General features: G+C 66.6%; 16 protein-coding genes. 9 read left to right on the forward strand and 7 right to left on the reverse strand.

Annotation, left to right across the window (positions count from 1 at the left end):
• Positions 1-89: 89 nt before the first annotated feature.
• The 3 genes from AC3IFE_RS22155 to AC3IFE_RS22165 form a co-directional block, all read right to left on the reverse strand.
• Complete coding sequence (locus AC3IFE_RS22155; RefSeq protein ID WP_489191966.1) at positions 90-869, reverse strand: hypothetical protein; 780 nt, start codon at positions 867-869, stop codon at positions 90-92.
• Positions 870-921: 52 nt separating this feature from the next.
• Complete coding sequence (locus AC3IFE_RS22160; RefSeq protein WP_301739361.1) at positions 922-1,347, reverse strand: hypothetical protein; 426 nt, start codon at positions 1,345-1,347, stop codon at positions 922-924.
• A 632-nt stretch (positions 1,348-1,979) separates the two neighbouring features.
• Entirely contained in the window at positions 1,980-2,975 is a 996-nt protein-coding gene (locus AC3IFE_RS22165) for a LysR substrate-binding domain-containing protein (RefSeq protein ID WP_089469560.1), read from the reverse strand.
• A 583-nt stretch (positions 2,976-3,558) separates the two neighbouring features.
• Here AC3IFE_RS22165 and AC3IFE_RS22170 point away from each other — a divergent pair.
• The 8 genes from AC3IFE_RS22170 (at position 3,559) to AC3IFE_RS22205 (ending at position 15,773) form a co-directional block, all read left to right on the forward strand.
• Positions 3,559-4,974, forward strand: coding sequence for a circularly permuted type 2 ATP-grasp protein (locus AC3IFE_RS22170; RefSeq protein ID WP_089469561.1), 1,416 nt, complete (start codon positions 3,559-3,561; stop codon positions 4,972-4,974).
• A 64-nt stretch (positions 4,975-5,038) separates the two neighbouring features.
• Positions 5,039-5,980, forward strand: a complete 942-nt coding sequence (locus AC3IFE_RS22175) for an alpha-E domain-containing protein (RefSeq protein ID WP_089469562.1) — start codon at positions 5,039-5,041, stop codon at positions 5,978-5,980.
• A gap of 8 nt (positions 5,981-5,988) precedes the next feature.
• Positions 5,989-6,996, forward strand: a complete 1,008-nt coding sequence (locus tag AC3IFE_RS22180) for a transglutaminase family protein (RefSeq protein WP_489191967.1) — start codon at positions 5,989-5,991, stop codon at positions 6,994-6,996.
• Positions 6,997-7,089: 93 nt separating this feature from the next.
• Positions 7,090-10,503: a transglutaminase family protein gene (locus tag AC3IFE_RS22185; protein ID WP_489191968.1), complete on the forward strand. Its 3,414-nt coding sequence runs from the start codon at positions 7,090-7,092 to the stop codon at positions 10,501-10,503.
• A 214-nt stretch (positions 10,504-10,717) separates the two neighbouring features.
• Positions 10,718-13,324: a circularly permuted type 2 ATP-grasp protein gene (locus AC3IFE_RS22190; RefSeq protein WP_489192059.1), complete on the forward strand. Its 2,607-nt coding sequence runs from the start codon at positions 10,718-10,720 to the stop codon at positions 13,322-13,324.
• Positions 13,318-14,352: a transglutaminase family protein gene (locus tag AC3IFE_RS22195; protein WP_489191970.1), complete on the forward strand. Its 1,035-nt coding sequence runs from the start codon at positions 13,318-13,320 to the stop codon at positions 14,350-14,352. Before AC3IFE_RS22190 ends, AC3IFE_RS22195 begins: the two co-directional genes overlap by 7 nt.
• A gap of 177 nt (positions 14,353-14,529) precedes the next feature.
• Positions 14,530-14,802, forward strand: coding sequence for a hypothetical protein (locus AC3IFE_RS22200; protein WP_089469567.1), 273 nt, complete (start codon positions 14,530-14,532; stop codon positions 14,800-14,802).
• A gap of 74 nt (positions 14,803-14,876) precedes the next feature.
• On the forward strand, positions 14,877-15,773 hold the full coding sequence (locus AC3IFE_RS22205) for a hypothetical protein (protein WP_256979730.1): 897 nt from the start codon (positions 14,877-14,879) through the stop codon (positions 15,771-15,773).
• A gap of 10 nt (positions 15,774-15,783) precedes the next feature.
• Here AC3IFE_RS22205 and pip read toward each other — a convergent pair whose 3' ends face one another.
• A complete protein-coding gene (gene pip / locus AC3IFE_RS22210; RefSeq protein ID WP_489191972.1) occupies positions 15,784-16,716 on the reverse strand; it encodes a prolyl aminopeptidase in 933 nt (310 codons plus the stop codon).
• 331 nt (positions 16,717-17,047) lie between these two features.
• On the opposite strand from pip, the gene AC3IFE_RS22215 reads away from it, so the two are divergent.
• Positions 17,048-18,199, forward strand: a complete 1,152-nt coding sequence (locus AC3IFE_RS22215; protein ID WP_089469569.1) for an acyltransferase family protein — start codon at positions 17,048-17,050, stop codon at positions 18,197-18,199.
• 29 nt (positions 18,200-18,228) lie between these two features.
• Here AC3IFE_RS22215 and AC3IFE_RS22220 read toward each other — a convergent pair whose 3' ends face one another.
• The 3 genes from AC3IFE_RS22220 to AC3IFE_RS22230 all read right to left on the reverse strand — a co-directional run bounded on the left by AC3IFE_RS22220 (position 18,229) and on the right by AC3IFE_RS22230 (position 20,404).
• Positions 18,229-19,047, reverse strand: coding sequence for a PA3715 family protein (locus tag AC3IFE_RS22220; protein WP_489192061.1), 819 nt, complete (start codon positions 19,045-19,047; stop codon positions 18,229-18,231).
• Positions 19,048-19,190: 143 nt separating this feature from the next.
• On the reverse strand, positions 19,191-19,859 hold the full coding sequence (locus tag AC3IFE_RS22225; RefSeq protein ID WP_489191974.1) for a Type 1 glutamine amidotransferase-like domain-containing protein: 669 nt from the start codon (positions 19,857-19,859) through the stop codon (positions 19,191-19,193).
• Between the two features lie 137 nt (positions 19,860-19,996).
• Entirely contained in the window at positions 19,997-20,404 is a 408-nt protein-coding gene (locus AC3IFE_RS22230) for an RNA-dependent RNA polymerase family protein (RefSeq protein ID WP_301739352.1), read from the reverse strand.
• Positions 20,405-20,579 lie beyond the last annotated feature (175 nt).

Here is a 20,579-nt window from a genome sequence, read left to right on the forward strand (position 1 = left end):
TGAAACGTTCACATCCGTTGCACGCCCGACGGCGCGCGTCACCGGCCGTCGTCCCGCCGGGCGGCGAGGCCCGGCGGCATTCGACCGGCTCACAGGCGATTGCGGATCGCCTGTCCAAGCAGCGCGCGCGATTCGCTGTTCGTCGGGTCGATGGCAAGCGCGCGACTCGCGTTTTGCTCCACACAGATCCATTCGTCGATCTGTGCGCACCAGCGTGCCTTGGCCAGCGCGCGGGCGCCTTCCAGCTCGTCGTGCGTGACGCGGGCGTTTTCCATGTGCGACGTGCCGGCGAGATACGACTGCGGTTGCTGTTTCGGCAAGGGGGCGGGGCGTTTTCTCGTCCGCGCCAGCGCCTGCGAACGTGACGTCCGGTGCGCGTCGCCCGGGCGCGCCGTGCGTCTGACGGTCGAGGCGGCATGCGGCTCGGCGGCGAGCGTCGTCGCCGCCACGTGCGCGGGCGGTGCGGGTTTCACGTCGGCACGGGCCCTCGTCGTTGGCGGCGGTGCGGGCGGTGCGGCTGCGGCCGACATGGCCGGCGTCGCCGAGGCAGACGGCGGAACCGGCCCGGCCTGCGCGACGGCCTCTATCGAGCCGGCTGGCGCCGTCGAGCCCGCGGGCGCTGCCTTGCCGGACGCGCCGCCCGTCGCCGCCACGATGAACTCGCGGTACTTGCCGACGGCGTTTTCGATCACGCCGGCGACATCGTGCGTCACGCTCGCATGGCCGACCCTCGTGTCTCGCTCGACATACGCGAAGGCGCCGAAGATCGCGGCAAATGCGGCGACGCTGAGCGCCGCATTCTTTCCCGGACCCCACGAGGGTTTCGGCTCACGGGCGGGCGAGTCGTCCGGTCGTTCTGCACGGGACATGCAAGACTCCTTGATTCGATACGTTGGACGAATGACGCGATCGGCGCGACGCTCACCATCGCAACTGCGTCGTGAGCGTGCCCGTCTCGACGATCGCGAACTGGGTTGCGCCCTGATAGGTCCCTTCGACGCGGTAGCTCGCATCCGGCACGCTGAACAGGCAGCGCGACCCCGGTGCATTGAATTCGACGAGCACGCGCCCATGCCGGCGCAGGCGCACCTGCACGTTGGAGAGCGGCTGTCCGGTGCTCCCCGACAGGAACGACACGCCCAGGTTGTACGGGCGCCCGTCAGGCGGAAGCGGCGCGGTGCCGTCGATCCGCGCATCGCCGCAGATATACGAAATCACGTACCGGTTTGCCCCCGGCCCGGACGCCGGCGACGCGGCCGCCGGTGTCTGGGCCAGGGCGTTCATGCACAGCGTGGAAAGCACGATGCCGAAGAAAGGGCGAGCCTGCTGTCGAAGCGAGGGTGACATTGCAATCTCCCGTCCAGACGCGATGACGCGCATCGACGTCGAGTCGAATTTGCCAACGTTCTTTTTGCGACACGCTATTGATACACGATGGTTTTTGAACCAACAACCGCGTGTGGCCCGAATGGGACGAGGTGAAAAGATCCTATCTAAATAGGATTAAGGCGGATTGGTGAGGATTTATTAATTATGAATAAAGTCGATAATTCCGATCATGGAATTTGCTCGCCGGTAGCGATGATCGAGCACGCTTTGAATCACGTCGGAGGTATCGACTTTCATGCCGAAGAATAACGACTGATAAAAGAAACTATTGCGTCTGTATTCAAGGAGAATCTATGAATGTCGGGATACAGGTCACGGATTGAGAAATGAGGGTGCGATATTTTCTATGATTCCAGTGGTTACAGGTAATTGGAAACTTGTGTAACAAGGTATTTCTGCCTGAAAATAAGGCTGAATATTCTTACTTAATACGGAAAACAGTAAAAAATACGACGTGAATCGCAAACGTTTGCGTTTTCTCCAGATCGATTACAGGTCGGCGAGGGATTTTATGGAGTCGGGCAGGATTATCGAATGCTATTGAAACCACGCGCATTCGCGCCGTGGACGTTCACGGCGCGAATGCGCGGTCAGCGGCTGCCGCCCGCGCTTCGCCGCGCGCCGCGCATCGGCGGCGCGGCCGCCTCTTCAATACCGATCGCACCGTCGAGCGCCGTGCGCGGCCGGTTCATGATGTAGGCCCACAGCTGTTCGGCCGCGAGCCCGCGCTTGCGCGCCGATCGATACAGGCGGATTTCGAGCTCGGTGATCCAGTCGCCGCTGCCCGCGCACACGAGCGTGCCGTCCGCGAGCTCCTTCGCGACACAGCTTTCAGGCAGCCAGCCGATGCCGTGCCCGGCCACGACCATGCCTTTCAGCGCCTCGGACATGTGCGTCTCGAAACACCGGTGCAGCACATACGGCTCGGTCGCGTTCAGCAGCAGCATCTCGACGATGTTGCCGAGAAATGCGCCCGACGAATACGCGAGCAGCGGCAGCGGCGCGTCGGCCGTGCCGGGCAGCTGGAACACCGGCTTGCCGCGCGCGTCGGGCGACGACACCGGCAGGATCCGCTCGACGCCGAGGCTGACGAACGGAAAATGGTTCGGGTCGAGCACGATCGGCAACTGCGGGTGGTGATAGCCGAGCAGCAGGTCGCATTCGCCTTCGACCAGTTGCTGCACGCCTTCCGGCACGTTCACCGCATTGACGCGGGCGGTCACGTGGCCGACCTCGCTATTGAGCTGCTTGAGCCATTCGGGAAACAGCGTGAACACGAGCGTGTGCGCGACGGCGAAGCGCACGACCTGGTCGCTCGCCGCGAACTGGTCGTAGCCGTTCACGAGATTGCGCGCCGCATACATGCTGCGCAGGATGTCCGCGGCGAGCCCGCGGAACATCTGGCCGGCGGGCGTCAGCGCGACCGGGTTGATGCTCCGGTCGACCAGCTTCGCGTCCATCCAGGTTTCGAGGGCGGCGATTCGTCTGCTGAACGCCGACTGCGTCAGGTGCCGGTGACGCGCGGCCCGGGAAAAGCTCTTGGTATCCGCCAGGCTCAGGAAATCTTCCAGCCACTTTGCTTCCATTTCGATCTTCGCTTTTTATAGTCGGGCGCCTGAAAGGCGGCGCCGTCTGCTGCACCAACGTTCTAGCGTACCCCGCATCGCGCCGCTCGGGCCGATGTTTTTTTTCGATCGGTGTCAGTCGAAATATGCATGGGCGTTGTCGGCGGGATTACGGCTGCATAGCGTTGAGGGGCCGGACCAGTTAACCGGACGGTTCACCGCGTCGGACTGTCCCGGCCGCCGGGACGGCGCTTTCCCAAGGGCCGGCTGCGCCGTGTGCGTGCCGGCCCGCCCGTTCACGGTCGTTCCGGGGGCCCGGCTCGCCGTTTTTGGTGCAGTGCAGATTGCACATTCGTGACACGCGGGGGAACTATGTTCGTCGGATGCGGCGCAGCATCGGCCGTGCGCGCTCGCGACGCACCGCGAGCGCCCGTCGCCTCCGCCGTTGCACCGTTGTGGTGCGCGATGCCGCGCAGGCGTGCCTGGGCGGCGCGAAACAGGGGGATATCGAAGGGATCGAGCAAGGCACGTTCCTTGCAAAGCAATCAGTACGCCGGTCCGGCATGCGCAATGCCGGGGAAAACGATCGATGGAGAGAAGATCGATGAAGCCATTCGATGAAATGCTGCAATCCGGCGACATGGTGAGGGCGCCTTACGCGCGCCTGAAACAATGGCTCGACACGCAGGACCCTGCGAGCCTCGCCCAGAAGGCCCACGACGCGGAAGGCGTGTTCCGCAGGACGGGCATCACGTTCGCCGTCTACGGCGACGCGGAGGCCGCCGAGCGGCTCATTCCATTCGACATCGTCCCGCGCATCATCTCGGGGGCGGAATGGAGCCGGCTGTCGCTCGGCATCGAGCAGCGCGTGATGGCGCTGAACGCGTTCCTCGACGACATCTACCACCGCCAGGAAATCGTGCGCGCGGGCATCGTGCCGAAACACCTGATCGCGCACAATGAGGCGTTCATCCCCGAGATGATCGACTTCCGGCCGCCCGGAAACGTTTACACGCACATCATCGGCGTCGACATCGTGCGCACCGGCGAAAACGAGTTCTACGTGCTGGAGGACAACGCACGCACGCCGTCCGGCGTGTCGTACATGCTGGAAAACCGCGAAACGATGATGCAGCTCTTCCCCGAGCTGTTCCAGCAGGTCAAGGTGCGTCCGGTCGAAACCTATCCGCAGATGCTGCGCCAGTCGCTCGCGGCCGTGTGCCCGCCGGGCGGCAACGCCGACAACCCGACCATCGCGGTGCTCACGCCCGGCATCCACAATTCCGCGTACTACGAACATTCGTTCCTCGCCGATCAAATGGGCGTGCACCTCGTCGAGGGCAGCGACCTGCAGGTGGTCGACGGCCGCGTCGCGATGCGCACGACGGAAGGCTTCCGGCAGATCGACGTGCTGTACCGCCGCGTCGACGACGCGTTCCTCGATCCGCTCACGTTCCGCCCCGATTCGGTGCTCGGCGTGGCCGGCATCATGGACGTGTACCGCGCCGGCAACATCACGATCGCGAACGCACCGGGCACCGGCATCGCCGACGACAAGGCGATCTACTCGTACATGCCCGAGATCGTCGAGTTCTACACGGGCCGCAAGGCGCTGCTGGAGAACGTGCCGACCTGGCGCTGCGGCGAGGCCGACAGCCTCAAGTACGTGCTCGCGCATCTCGACGAACTGGTCGTGAAGGAAGTGCACGGCTCGGGCGGCTACGGGATGCTGGTCGGGCCGTGCGCGTCGAAGGCCGAACTCGACGCGTTTTCCGCGAAGCTGCGCGCCCGTCCCGCGAACTACATCGCGCAACCGACGCTCGCGCTGTCCACGACGCCAATCCTGACCGACGCCGGCCTCGCGCCGCGCCACGTCGACCTGCGGCCGTTCGTGCTGGTGTCGGACCGGATCCGCATCACGCCGGGCGGGCTCACGCGCGTCGCGCTGAAGGAAGGATCGCTCGTCGTCAACTCGAGCCAGGGCGGCGGCACCAAGGACACCTGGGTGCTGGCCGACTGAGCCGGGCACGACCGCGCGCGCCGGCGCCGGCGCGCGAACCGAACGAAGACGGAGTGGACACGAGATGCTTCTGGGACGTACTGCAAGCGGTCTCTACTGGATGTACCGCTATATCGAGCGCGCGGAAAACATCGCGCGCATCGTCGATGCCGGGCTGCGGATGGCGCTCACGCGCACGGCCGACGCGCCGGCCGAATGGTCGTCGGTGCTCGTCAGCTCGGGCGCGGACGACGGCTACCGGCAGAAATACGACGCGTATGCGGCCGATACCGTGACCGACTACCTGCTGCGCGACCGCGACAACCCGTCGAGCGTGCTGTCGTGCATCGAGGCCGCGCGCTCGAACGCGCGGATGGTGCGCACGGCATTGACGCGAGAGGCGTGGGAAAGCGTGAACGGCGCGTGGCTCGCGCTGCGCCGCGCACTGGCGCAGCCAGTGCCGGAAAGCGAACTGCCGGCCGTGCTCGACGAAGTGAAGCGCGAAACCGCGCTGATCCTCGGCAGCTTCTACAGCACGATGCTGCGCAACGAGATCTTCGATTTCGCGCAGATCGGCGCATTCATCGAACGCGCGGACAACACCGCGCGGATCATCGACGTGAAATACCACCTGCTGCTGCCGTCGGTATCGCACGTCGGCACGATCCTCGACAACTACCAATGGGAGACGATCCTGCGCTGCGTGGCCGCGCATCGCTCGTACCGCTGGGTGTACGACGTGCAGTACAAACCGCTGAACATCGCCGACTACCTGATCCTGAACGGCCGCATGCCGCGTTCGCTGCGCTATTGCTACGGGCGCGTCGTGTCGAGCCTGAACCTGCTCGCGAAGGATTACGGCGTGACACACCCGTGTCACGACACGGCCACGAAGATCCTGCAAATGCTGTCCGATACGTCGGTCGAGCGGATTTTCAAGAGCGGCCTGCACGAGTTCCTGACCGACTTCATCGGCCGCAACAACAGCCTCGGGCTCGAAATCGCCCAGGCTTACAACTTCGACTGAGACTTGCCATGCGACTCGCCATCCGACACATTTCGCGTTATCAGTTCGACGATCAGGCCACCCATGCACTGCAACGGTTGCGGCTGCGCCCGCAGTCGGGCCCCGGGCAGACGGTGCGCGCATGGCAGGTCACGATCGACGGCGTCGAGCCGACGCTGTCTTACGCCGACGGGCTCGGCAACCGGATCGACCTCGTGCGCCACGATCGCGGCGAGAAGGCCGAGATCGTCGTCGTGGCGGCCGGCGTCGTCGAGACGCAGGACCGGGCGGGTATCGTCGGCAATCCCGAAGGCTATGCGCCGCCGTGGATCTTCGAGCGCGAGACCGCGCTCACGAAGGCGGGCGATACCGTGCGCGCACTTGCGCAGGCGCTGCCGATCGAGCCGTACGGCCTCGACGCATTGCACTGGCTGATGACGGAAGTGCACGGCCGCATCGCGTATGCGCCGAACCTGGCCGCCGACGCGCCCGTCGATGCGGAAACCGCGCTGCAAAGCGGCGAGGGCACGAGCCGCGACCATGCGCACGCGTTCATCGCGGCCGCTCGCGTGCTGAAGATCCCCGCGCGCTACATCTCGGGTTACGTGCTGGCCGACAGCGCGATGCAGCGCATCGCCGACGCGAAGCAGAATGGGGCCGACGTCGAGGACGAGGAAGCGCTCGCGCTGCAGAGCGGCGACGGGATGCAGCAGGTGCTCGGTGCATCGCATGCCGCGCAATCGCAGTCGCAAGGTCAATCGCAGTCGCAGTCGCAGGGGCGGCCGCACGCGGCGCTCGGCGCGCAGCCGCAGCCCACGGTGCTGACGCAGCAGCCGGCCGGCCATGCATGGGCCGAGGCATACGTCGAAGGCCTTGGCTGGGTCGGTTTCGACCCGTTCATGAACCGTTGCCCGGACGAACGCTACGTGCGCATCGCGGTCGGTCTCGACCATCGCGACGCGCAGCCGGTGACGGGGCTTGGCGCGACGGCCGTCGGCGTCGAGATCAGCGTCGTGCAGACGCCGGAACTCGTCTGACCCGCGGCGCGCCTTCGCCGCATCCGCCATGCCGGGCCGCCGCGTCGCAATCGACGCGGCGTGCGCGGCCGGCCCAACCCGACTCGAGCTCCCATGTCCATCCACGTCGCGCTGCATCACACCACCCGCTATCGCTACGACCGGCTCGTCAACCTCGGCCCGCAGGTCGTGCGGCTGCGGCCCGCGCCGCATTGCCGGACGCCGATCCTCGCGTATTCGATGACGGTCGAGCCCGCGCAGCACTTCATCAACTGGCAGCAGGATCCGTTCTCGAACTATCTCGCGCGGCTCGTGTTTCCGGAGCGCACCGAGCACTTCGAGATCACGATCGATCTCGTCGCCGAGATGTCGGTGTACAACCCGTTCGACTTCTTTCTCGAAGCGAGCGCGGAGCAATACCCGTTCAGCTATGACGACGCGTTGAAGACCGAACTCGCGCCGTATCTCGCATGCGATCCGCAGACGAGCGCCGCGCCGCTGTTTCGCGCGTATCTCGACGGCGTCGACCGCACGCCGGCCGGCACCGTGAACTTCCTCGTCGCGCTGAACCAGCAGCTTCAGCACGACATCGGCTATCTCGTGCGGATGGAGCCCGGCGTGCAGACGCCCGCGCAAACGCTCGAACTCGCGTCCGGCTCGTGCCGCGACAGCGCGTGGCTGCTCGTGCAGCTGTGCCGCCATCTCGGCATCGCCGCGCGCTTCGTGTCGGGCTACCTGATCCAGCTCACGCCTGACGTGAAATCGCTCGACGGCCCGAGCGGCACGTCGGTCGATTTCACCGACCTGCATGCCTGGTGCGAGGTCTACCTGCCGGGCGCCGGCTGGATCGGCTTCGATCCGACGTCGGGCCTGCTCGCCGGGGAAGGGCACATTCCGCTCGCGTGCACGCCGCAGCCGACGAGCGCCGCGCCGGTCGAAGGGCTGATCGACGAGTGCGAGGTGTCGTTCGAGCACGAGATGAGCGTGACGCGCGTGTACGAATCGCCGCGCGTGACGAAGCCGTATACCGAATCGCAGTGGGAAGCCGTGCTCGCGCTCGGCACGCGGGTCGACGGCGCGCTGGCCGCCGGCGACGTGCGGCTCACGCAGGGCGGCGAGCCGACCTTCGTGTCGATCGACGATCGCGACGGCGCCGAGTGGAATACCGATGCGCTCGGCCCGACCAAGCGCGGCTACGCGACCGAACTCGTGCAGCGGCTGCGCGCCGAATACGGCGACGGCGGCTTCCTGCATTTCGGGCAGGGCAAGTGGTACCCGGGCGAGCAGTTGCCGCGCTGGGCGCTGTCGATCTTCTGGCGCGCGGACGGCCAGCCCGTGTGGCACGATCCGTCGCTGTTCGCCGACGAGCGCGAGCCGTCGTCGTACACCACCGGCGACGCGAAGCGCTTCATCGATGCGCTCGCCGCGCGGTTGAACCTGACCGGCGAATTCATCCAGCCCGGCTACGAGGACGTCTGGTACTACCTGTGGCGCGAGCGCCGGCTGCCCGTCAACGTCGATCCGTTCGACGCGCGCCTGGACGACGAGCTCGAACGCGCGCGACTGCGCAAGGTGTTCGAGCAGCAGCTCGACAGCGTCGTCGGCTACGTGCTGCCGGTGAAGCGCACGGACGGGGAGCCAAGCCTCGACGGGCCGCGCTGGCAGACCGGCCCGTGGTTCTTCCGCGACGAGCGGATGTATCTCGTGCCGGGCGATTCGCCGATGGGCTATCGGCTGCCGCTCGATTCGCTGCCGTGGGCGGCGCGCGCCGACTATCCGTACCTCGTCGAGCGCGATCCGTTCGCGCCGCGCGACGTGCTGCCGGACGCCGCCGCCATTCGCGCGCGCTACGCGGGCCCGGCCGACGCGCCGCGCTATCTGGCCGGCGTGCATCGCGAAGCGTCCGCGCAGACCGTGATGCAGTGGCGCGACGACGGCGCGGCCGCGCACGGCCGACCGGGCGCCGCGGACCCGCATCGCCGGCCCGAGCGCTTCGAATCGGCCGCATGGATCACGCGCACCGCGCTGTGCGTCGAAGTGCGCAACGGCATCCTGTACCTGTTCATGCCGCCGCTCGCCGCGCTCGAGGATTATCTCGACCTGCTCGGCGCGATCGAGCTGACCGCGCACGCGCTCGGCGTGAAGCTCGTGCTCGAAGGCTATCCGCCGCCGCGCGACGCGCGGCTGAAGCTGCTGCAGGTGACGCCCGATCCCGGCGTGATCGAAGTGAACATCCACCCGGCCGCGAGTTTCGACGAACTCGTCGACCACACTGAATTCCTGTACGACGCCGCGTGGCAATCGCGGTTGTGCAGCGAGAAGTTCATGGTCGACGGGCGGCACGTCGGCACGGGCGGCGGCAACCACTTCGTGCTCGGCGGCGCGACGCCGGCCGACAGCCCGTTCCTGCGCCGCCCCGATCTCCTTGCGAGCCTGATCGCGTACTGGCACAACCATCCGTCGCTGTCCTACCTGTTCTCGGGGCTGTTCATCGGGCCGACGAGCCAGGCGCCGCGGGTCGACGAAGCACGCAACGATCAGCTCTACGAGCTCGACATCGCGTTCGCGGAAATCCAGCGCAACAAGCTGCTGTTCGGGCAGGACATGCCGCCGTGGCTCGTCGACCGCGTGCTGCGCAACCTGCTGATCGACGTGACGGGCAACACGCACCGCAGCGAGTTCTGCATCGACAAGCTGTATTCGCCCGATTCGTCCACCGGGCGGCTCGGCCTGCTCGAACTGCGCGCGTTCGAGATGCCGCCGCACGCCCGGATGAGCATCGTGCAGCAACTGCTGCTGCGCGCGCTGGTCGCGCGCTTCTGGGCCGCGCCGTACACGACGCCGCTCACGCGCTGGGGCACCGCGCTGCACGACCGGTTCATGCTGCCGGAATTTCTTCAGATGGATTTCGACGACGTGCTGGCCGAGCTGGGCGACGCCGGTTTCGCGTTCGATCCGGCGTGGTTCGCGCCGCACTTCGAATTCCGCTTCCCGCTGTTCGGGCAGATCGCGGTGAATGGGATGGAGCTGTCGCTGCGCGGCGCGCTGGAACCGTGGCACGTGATGGGCGAGGAGGGTGCGCCCGGCGGCACGGTGCGCTACGTCGATTCGTCGGTCGAACGGCTCGAAGTGCGCGTGACGGGGCTGAACGACAACCGGCACGTCGTGACCGTCAACGGCCGCGCGTTGCCGCTGCAGCCGACCGGCACCGTCGGCGAGTACGTCGCCGGCGTGCGCTACAAGGCGTGGTCGCCGCCGTCGGCGCTGCATCCGACCATCGGCGTGCACGCGCCGCTCACGTTCGACATCGTCGATACGTGGCTGCAACGCTCGCTCGGCGGCTGCCGGTATCACGTCGCGCATCCGGGCGGGCGCAACTACGCGACGTTCCCGGTCAACGCGTACGAAGCCGAGAGCCGCCGGCTCGCGCGCTTCGTCGAGATCGGGCACACGCCGGGCAGGATGGACGTCGCGGCGGCCTCGCCGAGCCGCGAATTCCCGTTCACGCTCGACTTGCGGCGGCCGTGATCGATCGATGACAGGGCGGACGACGATGCGCGGTTCGCGAACGCCCGGCGCACCGGCCGGTCGCGGCCCCGCCGGAATGCTAGGATGCGGGCAGAATACGGCCGCGCGCCGCGGCTTGCCGCCTGAATGGCGGCGCGCATGCGCGGCCGCACCTTGACGACGGAACGACATCGTGCCGCCCATTGACCTCGACCATCCCGCCGCCCTCGACGCGATGCCCACGCTTTTCGATACCGGCGCGCAGCCGGACGCCGCCGAACTGGCCGCCGCGCTCGCGGCGCCGGCCGCCGCCGGCCGCTACGACGAACTGCGCGGCAGCGCGGCCGGCCTGACCGCGCCTGCGCTGGCGCCCGCGTGGCGCAGCTTCTTCACGTCGGTCGGCAGCGACGGCGTGGCCGACCTCGACCGCCGCGCCGACGCGCTGCACCGGCGCATGCGCGAGAACGGCCTGTTCTACCAGTTGCACGAGCAGCGCGCCGGCGACGGCGCGGTCGGCCCATGGTCGCTCGACCTGCTGCCGCTGATCGTCACGCCCGAGGACTGGGTCGGGATCGAGCGCGGCGTACTGCAGCGCGTGCGGCTGCTCAATGCGACGCTGGCCGACCTGTACGGGCCGCAGACGATCCTGGCGCGCGGGCTGCTGCCGCCCGCGCTCGTCACCGGCCACCCGGGCTATCTGCGCGCGATGCGCGGCGCGCGCGTGCCGGGCGATACCTGGCTGCACGTCGTCGCGTTCGATCTCGCGCGCGGCCCCGACGGCCAATGGCGGATCGTCGCGCAGCACACGCAGGGCCCGGCCGGGCTCGGCTACCTGCTCGAGAACCGGCTGATCGTGTCGCGGCTCTTTCCGCGCGGGTTTCGCGGGCTGCGCGTGCAGCGGCTGGCGTCCGCGTACCGTGCGCTGCTGCAGAGCATGCAGTCGCTCAGCCCCGCCGCGAAGAATTCGCGGATCGTGCTGCTGACGCCGGGGCCGCACAGCGCGACCTATTTCGAACACGCGTATCTCGCACGTTATCTCGGCCTCACGCTGGTCGAAGGCGGCGACCTGACCGCGCGCGACAACCGCGTATTCCTGAAGACGCTGAGCGGGCTCGAACCGGTGCACGGCATCCTGCGGCGTGTCGACGATGCATGGCTCGATCCGCTCGAACTGCGGCCCGATTCGATGCTCGGCGTGCCGGGGCTGTTGCAGGCCGTGCGTGCGGGCAACGTGCTGCTCGCGAACGCGCCGGGCTCGGGCTTCCTCGAGTCGCCGGCGATGCTCGGCTTCATGCCGCGTCTCGCGGAAGCGCTGCTCGGCGAAACGCTGACGCTGCCGGCCGTGCATTCGTGGTGGTGCGGCGAAGCGGCCGCATGCGACGATGCGCTGCCGCAGGTCGCGCGCGGCATCGTCAAGGCAACCTATCCACCCGACGTGCAGGAAGGCGGTGCATTCGAGCCGGTGATCGGCGCGCGGCTCACGCAGGCGCAACTGGCGGAATGGCGCGCGCGGATTCTCGCGCAGCCCGAACATTACACGGTGCAGGCCGACCTGCCGCTGTCGCAGGCGCCGACGTGGCCGCGGCCCGACGCGCCCGACGGCAACGACAGCGCGCGCATCGTGCCGAAGCCGCTGCTGTTGCGCGTGTTCGCGCTCGCCGACGGCGCGCAGCGCTGGCGGCTCCTGCCGGGCGGGCTGTCGCGGGTCGGCACGCGCGACACGCTGTTCAATGCGCCGATGCCGCGCGGCGGCAGCACCGTCGACACGTGGGTGATGACCGAGGGCATCGTCGATTCGACGACGCTGCTGCAGACGCACCTCGGCCCCGACGACCTCGTCGAACGGCCCCGCGCGATCGCGAGCCGGGCGGCCGAGAACCTGTTCTGGCTCGGCCGCTACACCGAGCGCGCGACCAACCTGATGCGCCTGGCGCGCGCCGCGCTCGAACGTCTGCGCGGCGAGGACGACGTCGACAGCCCCGCGCATCTGGAACTGATCGACACGTTGTGCCGCGACACCGGGCTGATCGCGGCCGACGCGCCGCACGCCGTCGATGCGCCGCGCGCGTTCCAGCATGAGCTGGCGACGTCGCTGACGCGCGGCGCCGACCGCACGTCGGGGATCGCGTCGTGCCTGTTCGGCATGCGCGGCGCGGCTGCCGCGATCCGCGAACGGCTGTCGAGCGATCAGTGGCGGCTGATCGACGACGCGACCCAACTGTTCGCCGACAGCGCAGGGCAGCAGGAAGCGGAGGAGCAGGTCGGCAACGACGCGCTGCAGTTGCTGGAGCGCCTCGGCCTGCTGCTCGGCGCGATCACCGGAGCGCAGACCGACAACATGACGCGCGACGACGGCTGGCGATTGCTGTCGATCGGCCGGCAGATCGACCGGCTCGACTTCCTATGCAGCGTGCTGAAGTTCGCGTTCGACGAAGGCGCGGTGCATCGTCAGGACGGCTTCGAACTCGTGCTCGAACTGTTCGACAGCACGATCACGTTCCGCTCGCGATTCCAGCGCGGCTTCGACGTCGCGCCGCTGCTGTCGCTCGTCGTGCTCGATACCGACAACCCGCGCTCGCTCGGCTGGGTCGTGCAGGCGCTGCGCGGCCGGCTGACGAAGGTCGAGCGCGGCGAAGGCTACGCGCTGTCCGAGCTGGCCGAGACGGTTCCGGACATCCCCGCGTGGTCGCTGCACGAGCTGTGCGAGACCGCCGAAGACGGCCGGCACGACAAGCTGCTCGCCGCGCTCGACACGGCGGTGAAGGCCGTCTGGGAACTGTCGAACCGGATCGGCGAGCGCTATTTCAGCCACGTGCGCGAGGCGGGCAGGACGCTATGGTGACGACGAAAGGCGCGGCCAGGACGCCGCCCGGTTCCGGCGCCGCACGGCAGGCAGCCCCGGCTGCCGCACCGGCCCCCGTCGCGCCGGGCCGGTTGCTGCGTGTCACGCACGACACCGAATACCGGTACGCGGCGCGCGTCGAATCCGCGCAGCACCAGGCACGCCTGCAACCGCTCGCGACCCCGCGCCAGCAGGTGCTGTCGTTCTCGCTCGACATCGAACCCGCACCGGAATCGGTCTGTACCGAAGTCGACGCGTTCGGCAATGCGCGCGCGTCGTTCGCGCTGAACCTGCCGCACGACACGCTGCTGGTGCGCAGCCGCAGCACCGTGCGCGTGACGCCGCCCGTATGGTCGCTCGGCGCGCGCGGCGCGCCGCCGCCCGCGATCGCGAACCCGGACGCCGCGCATGCCACCGCATGGGAGGCCGTGCGCGACCGCCTGCGGTTCCGCGCGGGGCAGCCATACGACCCGGCGAGCGAGTTCGTGTTCACGTCGCCGCACGTGGCGTGCGACCCCGAACTCGCCGCGTACGCGGCCGCGAGCTTCACGCCGCAACGCCCGCTCGTGCAGGCGGCGTGGGACCTGATGCGGCGCGTGCATGCCGATTTCGCATACACGCCGAACAGCACCGACATCACGACGTCGGCGCTCGACGCATTGCGGCTGCGCAAGGGCGTCTGCCAGGATTTCGCGCACGTGATGATCGGCGCGCTGCGCTCGCTCGGGCTGGCCGCGCGTTACGTCAGCGGCTACCTGCTCACGCAGCCGCCGCCCGGCCAGCCGCGATTGATCGGCGCCGACGCGTCGCATGCGTGGGTCGACGTGTACGACCCGGCGTGGCCCGAGGACGGCGGCTGGCTGCAACTCGATCCGACCAACGATCGAGCGCCCGGCGACGACTACGTGATGCTGTCGGTCGGCCGCGATTATGCCGACGTGACGCCGCTGCGCGGCGTGATCCGCGGCGGCGGCGCGGATCAGGAGCTGAAGGTCGGCGTGACGGTCGAGCCGCTCGATGCGGCTTGACGGTACCGCAGGACGGGGCTCGCCCGCTTTAAGTCTTCGTTAATTCTGCACGCCTACCATGGCGATGTCGGCGAACGGTCCGGCCTCTGGTCCGGCGCGCCGGCGGCACGCGCGGGTGCGTCGACGTCACGGCGCCGCGCCGTCGCGCGTCGCCATTTTCATGCAACGGCGGCGGACATGATCAAGAACTTCGACTACACGCTCGGCAACGAGACGATCGAGCTTTGCGCGAGCTTCGGCGCGGGCCCGGCATTCCGCCGCGTGCTCGTGAGCCGTGCGGATTCGATGGAAACGCTCGTGGTGCTCGATGCGCGCGGGCTATCGGGCCTGCTGAAGGTCGCGACCGAGGAACCGGAAGGGCTGCTCGACGACGCGATCCGAAAGGTCGGCGACGAACAGCTCGTCGAGCGGGCGATCAGCGGCCGGACGATCGTCGAAGCCGCCCTGTGATGCCATAGGCGGCTGCGAAGGGGGCGGATCGAGGAGTATGCTGCGGGTCCGATCCGCTCATTCCTGCCTGTCCGATGTCCACGACCGACGCCGCCATTCCTGGTACTCGCCGCTATACGACGATTCGCGTGATCGCGTATCACGGCATCCTGCAAAACGTCACGGCCTTGCTGGCCTTCGTCCCGTTCGCCAGGTTCATCCTGCACGACCGGTCGCTGGCCGCGCTTTCGTCGTGGTCGTCGCAGCTTTGGGCGCTGCAGGGGGTGTCGTTCGCGGCGATGCTTGCAGGCCTCATCGGTCACGTCGCGCTTGCATTGCGTCGCCGCTGGGGGCGAACGCTCAACGTGGCGGTCTGGATCGCGTTGAGTGCCGCGATGCTGATGCTGTCGTCGTGGATCACGGTGGTCATTGCGCTGCCGCTGGGTCTTGCGACGTTCGCGCTGATATACAACCGGACGAGCAATGACTTTCTGAGCCTGCCGCACGCCACGACAGCGCCGACCGCTCGGCGCTTCGCGTCCGTCGGCCTGCTGGTTGCGTCGTCCACGCTGCATTACTGGGCGATCGCGTACGCGACGATGCGCACCGGCACGTTCGGCTACGTGTTGCCGAATACGCCGCCGATGGATTTGCTGATTGCGGCCGCGGCAACGCTGCTCCTCGGCACCGCCGTTGCGCCGCGCGGGCAGCGCGCATGGTATTGCGGCATGTCGTTGATGACGTCCGTCATCGCGATGCTGTCCATGCTGTTGAGCTACGTGCCGGTGGCGACGTCGCTGATTCGCTACATGCCGCACGAATATTCGCGTGTGGCGATTCCGTGGAGTCCGATCACGCAGTACGCGGCCCTCACGTTCTGCGTTGCGCTGGTGTCGATTCGCGTGACGAAGCCGCCGAAACGGAGTGACTGGGAGCAAGGCCTCCATCCCGACGCGTCAGCGGAGTCGACGCGCCGGGAAACGACTCGCTGATACCGAGCCGTCAGCTCGCGAACCGGTCCGTCGCCGCGACCAGCGCCTCCAGAATCCCCGGCTCGTTGTACGCGTGCCCGGCGCCCGGCACGATGTCGAACGTCGCATCCGGCCACGCCTTCGACAACTCCCATGCGGTGCGCGCCGGCGTCGCGATGTCGTAGCGGCCCTGCACGATCACGCCCGGGATGCCGGCGAGGCGATGCGCGTCGCGCAGCAACTGGCCTTCCTCGACGAAACCCTTGTTCACGAAGTAGTGGTTTTCGATCCGCGCGAACGCGAGCGCGTAATGGCCGTCCGCAAAGTGCGCGGCGAGCGCGGGATCGGGCAGCAGCGTGATCGTGCGGCCCTCCCAGATGCTCCACGCGCGCGCGGCTTCGAGCTTCGCGGCTTCGTCGTCGCCGGTCAGTCGGCGATGGTAGGCGGCCATCAGGTCGCCGCGCTCCGCTTCCGGAATCGGTGCGAGGAAGTCTTCCCAGTGATCGGGGAACAGCCATGACGCGCCTTCCTGGTAGTACCACAGCAGTTCCGCACGACGCATCGTGAAAATGCCGCGCACGATCAGCGCGCTCACGCGTTCCGGGTGCGTCTCCGCGTACGCGATCGCCAGCGCGCTGCCCCACGAGCCGCCGAACACCAGCCATTGCTCGGCGCCGACCATTTCGCGCAGGCGTTCGATATCGGCGACCAGATCCCACGTCGTGTTGTTCGCGAGGCTCGCATGCGGCGTCGAGCGTCCGCAGCCGCGCTGGTCGAACAGCAGGATGTCGTAGCGCTCGGGATCGAACAGACGGCGATGGTCGGGGCCGCAGCCGGCGCCGGGGCCGCCGTGCAGGAACACGGCGGGCTTGCCGGCCGGATTGCCGCAGCGCTCCCAGTAGAGGCGGTGGCCGTCGCCGGTGTCGAGGTGGCCGTGGGCGTAAGGTTCGATCGGTGGATACACAGGCAGACTCCGGATGAGGGGCGACAGGGCGCCGACGAGGCGCGGGCCGGTGTGCGGGCCGGTACGGTGCCGCGGAGATTGCTGCGCCGCAAAAATCGTTGCGTGGGCATCGGACCGGCCGCCGCCGGACAAGGTTTGTCATTATGCCCATTCGTCGCGGCGGACGTTGGTGCGTCGTGGCGCGGCGTCGCCTCGTCGACGGTACGTATCACGTGGATTTTTGAAGCAATTTCATTCCGATATTTTTCATACAAAATCCGGCGGCAGGTCGGCAGGCTGATTGGGCGCCGGCCCGTTCCCGCTCCTTCACCGTGCCAACGGAAACCAGCCGATGAACCATCGCGTCACGCAGTTGACCGGGTTGCGCGCCGTCGCGGTCGCGATGGTCGTCGTCGGTCATGCCGAGCATGTGCTGCCCGGCGGCTATACCGGCTGGTACGCGCCGTTGCGGCTGATCGCCGACGGCCGGCTCGGCGTGCTGATCTTCTTCGTGCTGAGCGGTTTCCTGATCACCAACGTGCTGCGCGCCGAGTTCGCGCGCACGGGCGGCATCGCGCTGACGTCGTTCTACGTGCGCCGCGCGCTGCGGATCTGGCCGGCCTGCTACGTCTATCTCGCGGCCGTCGCGATCGTGGCGTTCGCCGGCGGGTTCGACGTCGATCGCCGGCAGTGGCTTTATGCTGCGCTACACCTGTGGAATTACTCGGCGTGGTTCGGGCTGACCGGCGACAACGCGCTGCATCCGGACGGCGCGTGGTACCTCGGCCATTTCTGGTCGCTCGCGCTCGAGGAGCAGTTCTACTGGTTCTGGCCGCTGCTGTTCGTGTTCGGCATCCGCCGCGCCGGCACGCGCTGGCTGGCCGCACTGATCCTGATCGTGCCGCTGGTGCGTGCGACCACGTATTTCGTCGCGCCCGCGCTGCGCGGACAACTCGGGATGATGCTGCATACGGGTGTCGATCCGATCCTGATCGGCTGCTATGCGTCGCTCAACCGCGAACGTCTCGAAGCGTGGATCGCTTCGTGGCGGAACGAGGCGCGCATCGTGACGGCGCTCGTCTTCGTCGTGCTGCTCGGCATGCCGCTCGCCGAACACCGGCTCGGCGGCTTCTGGAATGCGACATATGGCGTGACGCTCGAAGCCGCGCTGATCGCGATCGTGATCGTCGTGCTGAATTTTCGCGGCGAGTTCTGGTGCGCGCGCTGGTTGCGCGCCAGGCCGGTGGTGTTCGTCGGCACGATCTCGTTCAGCCTGTATCTGTGGCAGCAGCCTTTTGCGAACCCGCGATTGCCTGTGCCGCATGGGTTCCCGCTCGGTATCGTGTGGGCATTGATGGCCGCGACCGCCAGCTATTTCCTCGTCGAAAAACCGTTCTTGCGGCTGAAGGATCGCTATACGGCGCGCGAGGCGCGACGCGTGCGGGACGACGCGTTGCGGATGCCGGCGCCGACCGATGCGATCGGGCCGAAGGTGGCGGAGTAGGCGGGCGGAGTGACGTCGTGCCCATGGCGTTACTTGAAAAGTTTCATCGCGGCCGGCGAATACCAGAAGTTCCGGAACATGTCGATTCCATAGGACTTGCCGTCGTAGCGGACGATCGTGCGCACCGTGCGCTTGCCCGTATCCGAGTAATCGCCGTTCTTGCGCTGCGTCTTCGTGATGTGTGCCGTGATCGATAGATCGGCGAAGCCATGGCTCGACGTTTTCTCGACTGCGATGGCCATGCGGGCCTCTTCGCTGCGCGCATCGCCGGCACCGGGGCCGCAGGCGTCGCCTTCGACGCTGACCCAGCCGTACAGATTCGTACCGAACACCGGGCGGATACGGTCGCCTTCGCGCACCCACAGCGTCAACTCTTCACCGGCGTTGGCATCTGGGCAACTCGGTCCGCGTGCGCTGCTGGTAAACACGACGCCGAACGCGCGCACGTCGGGCGCCAACCGGTAGGGCGCCGTGTCGATCCGATAGCTGTTCTCGCCAATCTCCGTCGCCGCATCCTCTTCAACCACCGACCGATCGGCCGCCACGACCTTGCCGCCCTCGACGAGCGCGACGACCTGCAGCTTTTTGCTTTCGTTCGGGTTCTTGCTCTTCGGCAGCGAATCGAACGCGACGGCCGCGATCGTCGTTTCCGGTGCGTTCGGCATGGCCTTGCACGCCGACGCAACGACGAGCCGGTCCGCGTCGCGCGTGGCGATGCGTGCGCTCGCGATGCCGGCCCAGCGGGCGACGGCGGTGACGGTTTCGTCGCTGCAAGACTGGCTGTCGGCGGCGTGAACCATGGGGGCGGCGGCGAGCGCCAGCAGCGGGGCGAAGCGAAGGATTCTCATTGTCGTGATCGGAGATGTTGTTTTCATTGATATGCGTGAGAGTCGCTTACCGACCCACAAGGGACAGTCGCTTTTCTACGAAGCAAACATTCAAAAACCGAACACGGTCCATCCGCACAATTGATGCGAGAGAAGGGGCAACTTCAATCCTCATGCGACGTAGGACGAATTTCTCCGAAATCGTATCGATGAACCTGTCCGAATAGCTCGACTTCGTTGCCATCGATGACAATCCCTGCACCGTCAGGATATGCATAGAGATGCGGGATTGTAGAAGACAATCTCAACTGATCTCGGGTAACACTGTCAGAATTGAAGTGTGGCCAAAAATGGAAATCGACAAGGCCAAGTCCCGCATGATCGATTAACGGCTCATCCCGAACGTCGCCGCACAGTAACGCCGAATCCACGCTTGGTGTCATCAAGATAGCACCCGCGCTTACACCGACCAGCACGCCTCCTTCCGATACGTATCGGGTCAGGATCGGCAGTACGTTTTGTCGCTGTAGCCACGATAAGAACGAGAACGTATTTCCGCCTGAGAGATGGATCGCATCACATGACAACAGAGTTTTCCATTCTGCTTCCGATGTCTCTTGACTAGGGTCTACGTACACAGCCAAATTCGCACCGATCCCAGCATAGTAGTCAGCTTTACGCTGGAAGTAAGCGCGCTCGAGATCACTTGTCGCAGGGATATACCCAATCCTTGGCTGCGGTCGCCCGATCAACCGTAGAAGGCGATCATCCATTTCTTCATTAGCTGGAATCTCCTGGTCACTGTATAACGCCAGTTTTCGATAAAAGGACATGCGGTTCTCGAATTCGTTTCGAACTGGTTGGATTTTGTTGCCGAGGCACGCGGCGCGCTCACGTCACCGTGAAATGTCGTTCATCCTAACACTTCGGTCGAATGGCTCTTAGTGGCCGATCCGAGGCGTTGGCTTCGTTAAGTCTGCGAGGTCTTGGCGAACCTGTACTGCTCGTTCCACCATCGCACGAGTTCTCCGTGCTGCTGATGCGTGATCCATGACACGTTCTCCTCGGCGTCTGCGCGTCCACCGAAAATCAGTGGCTTTACCAGCCATTTGACCTTTCCAGCGAGTCGCGGATCAGGCTCGAGGTCATCCGGAACCGGAAGATTGAACGATGCAAGGTAACGTGTATCCAGCGGAACACAGGGGATCGTGAAAGTCGCCCCGGCCTCATCTTCGACGATGAAATCTTGCCAACCTCGGAGCCCCAGAAGTGAGAAGCCGGGAAGCGCCGTGTTGAATCCGCAGGCGCTCGCCGTGGCCGATGCCTCTTCGTCTACAAATAGGACGATGTAATCGTCTCCGTGCCAGCCTTCAACCATATCGTTCTACATCTCAGTTGCAGGGCGCCGACTTCGAGCCTATCGGAAGTATGAGCGACTCCTTTGAGGCAGGGTCGTCGGATGGCAGCGTCTGGCCGAATGCCGACAACGTGTTCCACGCCCCAAGAATGTGCAAATGACAACAAAAAAGGCCCTTGCGGGCCTTTCGTCGACG

The organism is Burkholderia sp. APQ4-4ca (assembly GCF_057837105.1).

Bases quoted from the DNA above. Each gene is read 5' to 3' on its own strand.
- AC3IFE_RS22155 (WP_489191966.1), bottom strand. From the start codon at position 869: ATGTCCCGTGCAGAACGACCGGACGACTCGCCCGCCCGTGAGCCGAAA.
- AC3IFE_RS22160 (WP_301739361.1), bottom strand. From the start codon at position 1,347: ATGTCACCCTCGCTTCGACAGCAGGCTCGCCCTTTCTTCGGCATCGTG.
- AC3IFE_RS22165 (WP_089469560.1), bottom strand. From the start codon at position 2,975: ATGGAAGCAAAGTGGCTGGAAGATTTCCTGAGCCTGGCGGATACCAAG.
- AC3IFE_RS22170 (WP_089469561.1), top strand. From the start codon at position 3,559: ATGAAGCCATTCGATGAAATGCTGCAATCCGGCGACATGGTGAGGGCG.
- AC3IFE_RS22175 (WP_089469562.1), top strand. From the start codon at position 5,039: ATGCTTCTGGGACGTACTGCAAGCGGTCTCTACTGGATGTACCGCTAT.
- AC3IFE_RS22180 (WP_489191967.1), top strand. From the start codon at position 5,989: ATGCGACTCGCCATCCGACACATTTCGCGTTATCAGTTCGACGATCAG.
- AC3IFE_RS22185 (WP_489191968.1), top strand. From the start codon at position 7,090: ATGTCCATCCACGTCGCGCTGCATCACACCACCCGCTATCGCTACGAC.
- AC3IFE_RS22190 (WP_489192059.1), top strand. From the start codon at position 10,718: ATGCCCACGCTTTTCGATACCGGCGCGCAGCCGGACGCCGCCGAACTG.
- AC3IFE_RS22195 (WP_489191970.1), top strand. From the start codon at position 13,318: ATGGTGACGACGAAAGGCGCGGCCAGGACGCCGCCCGGTTCCGGCGCC.
- AC3IFE_RS22200 (WP_089469567.1), top strand. From the start codon at position 14,530: ATGATCAAGAACTTCGACTACACGCTCGGCAACGAGACGATCGAGCTT.
- AC3IFE_RS22205 (WP_256979730.1), top strand. From the start codon at position 14,877: ATGTCCACGACCGACGCCGCCATTCCTGGTACTCGCCGCTATACGACG.
- AC3IFE_RS22215 (WP_089469569.1), top strand. From the start codon at position 17,048: ATGAACCATCGCGTCACGCAGTTGACCGGGTTGCGCGCCGTCGCGGTC.
- AC3IFE_RS22220 (WP_489192061.1), bottom strand. From the start codon at position 19,047: ATGAGAATCCTTCGCTTCGCCCCGCTGCTGGCGCTCGCCGCCGCCCCC.
- AC3IFE_RS22225 (WP_489191974.1), bottom strand. From the start codon at position 19,859: ATGTCCTTTTATCGAAAACTGGCGTTATACAGTGACCAGGAGATTCCA.
- AC3IFE_RS22230 (WP_301739352.1), bottom strand. From the start codon at position 20,404: ATGGTTGAAGGCTGGCACGGAGACGATTACATCGTCCTATTTGTAGAC.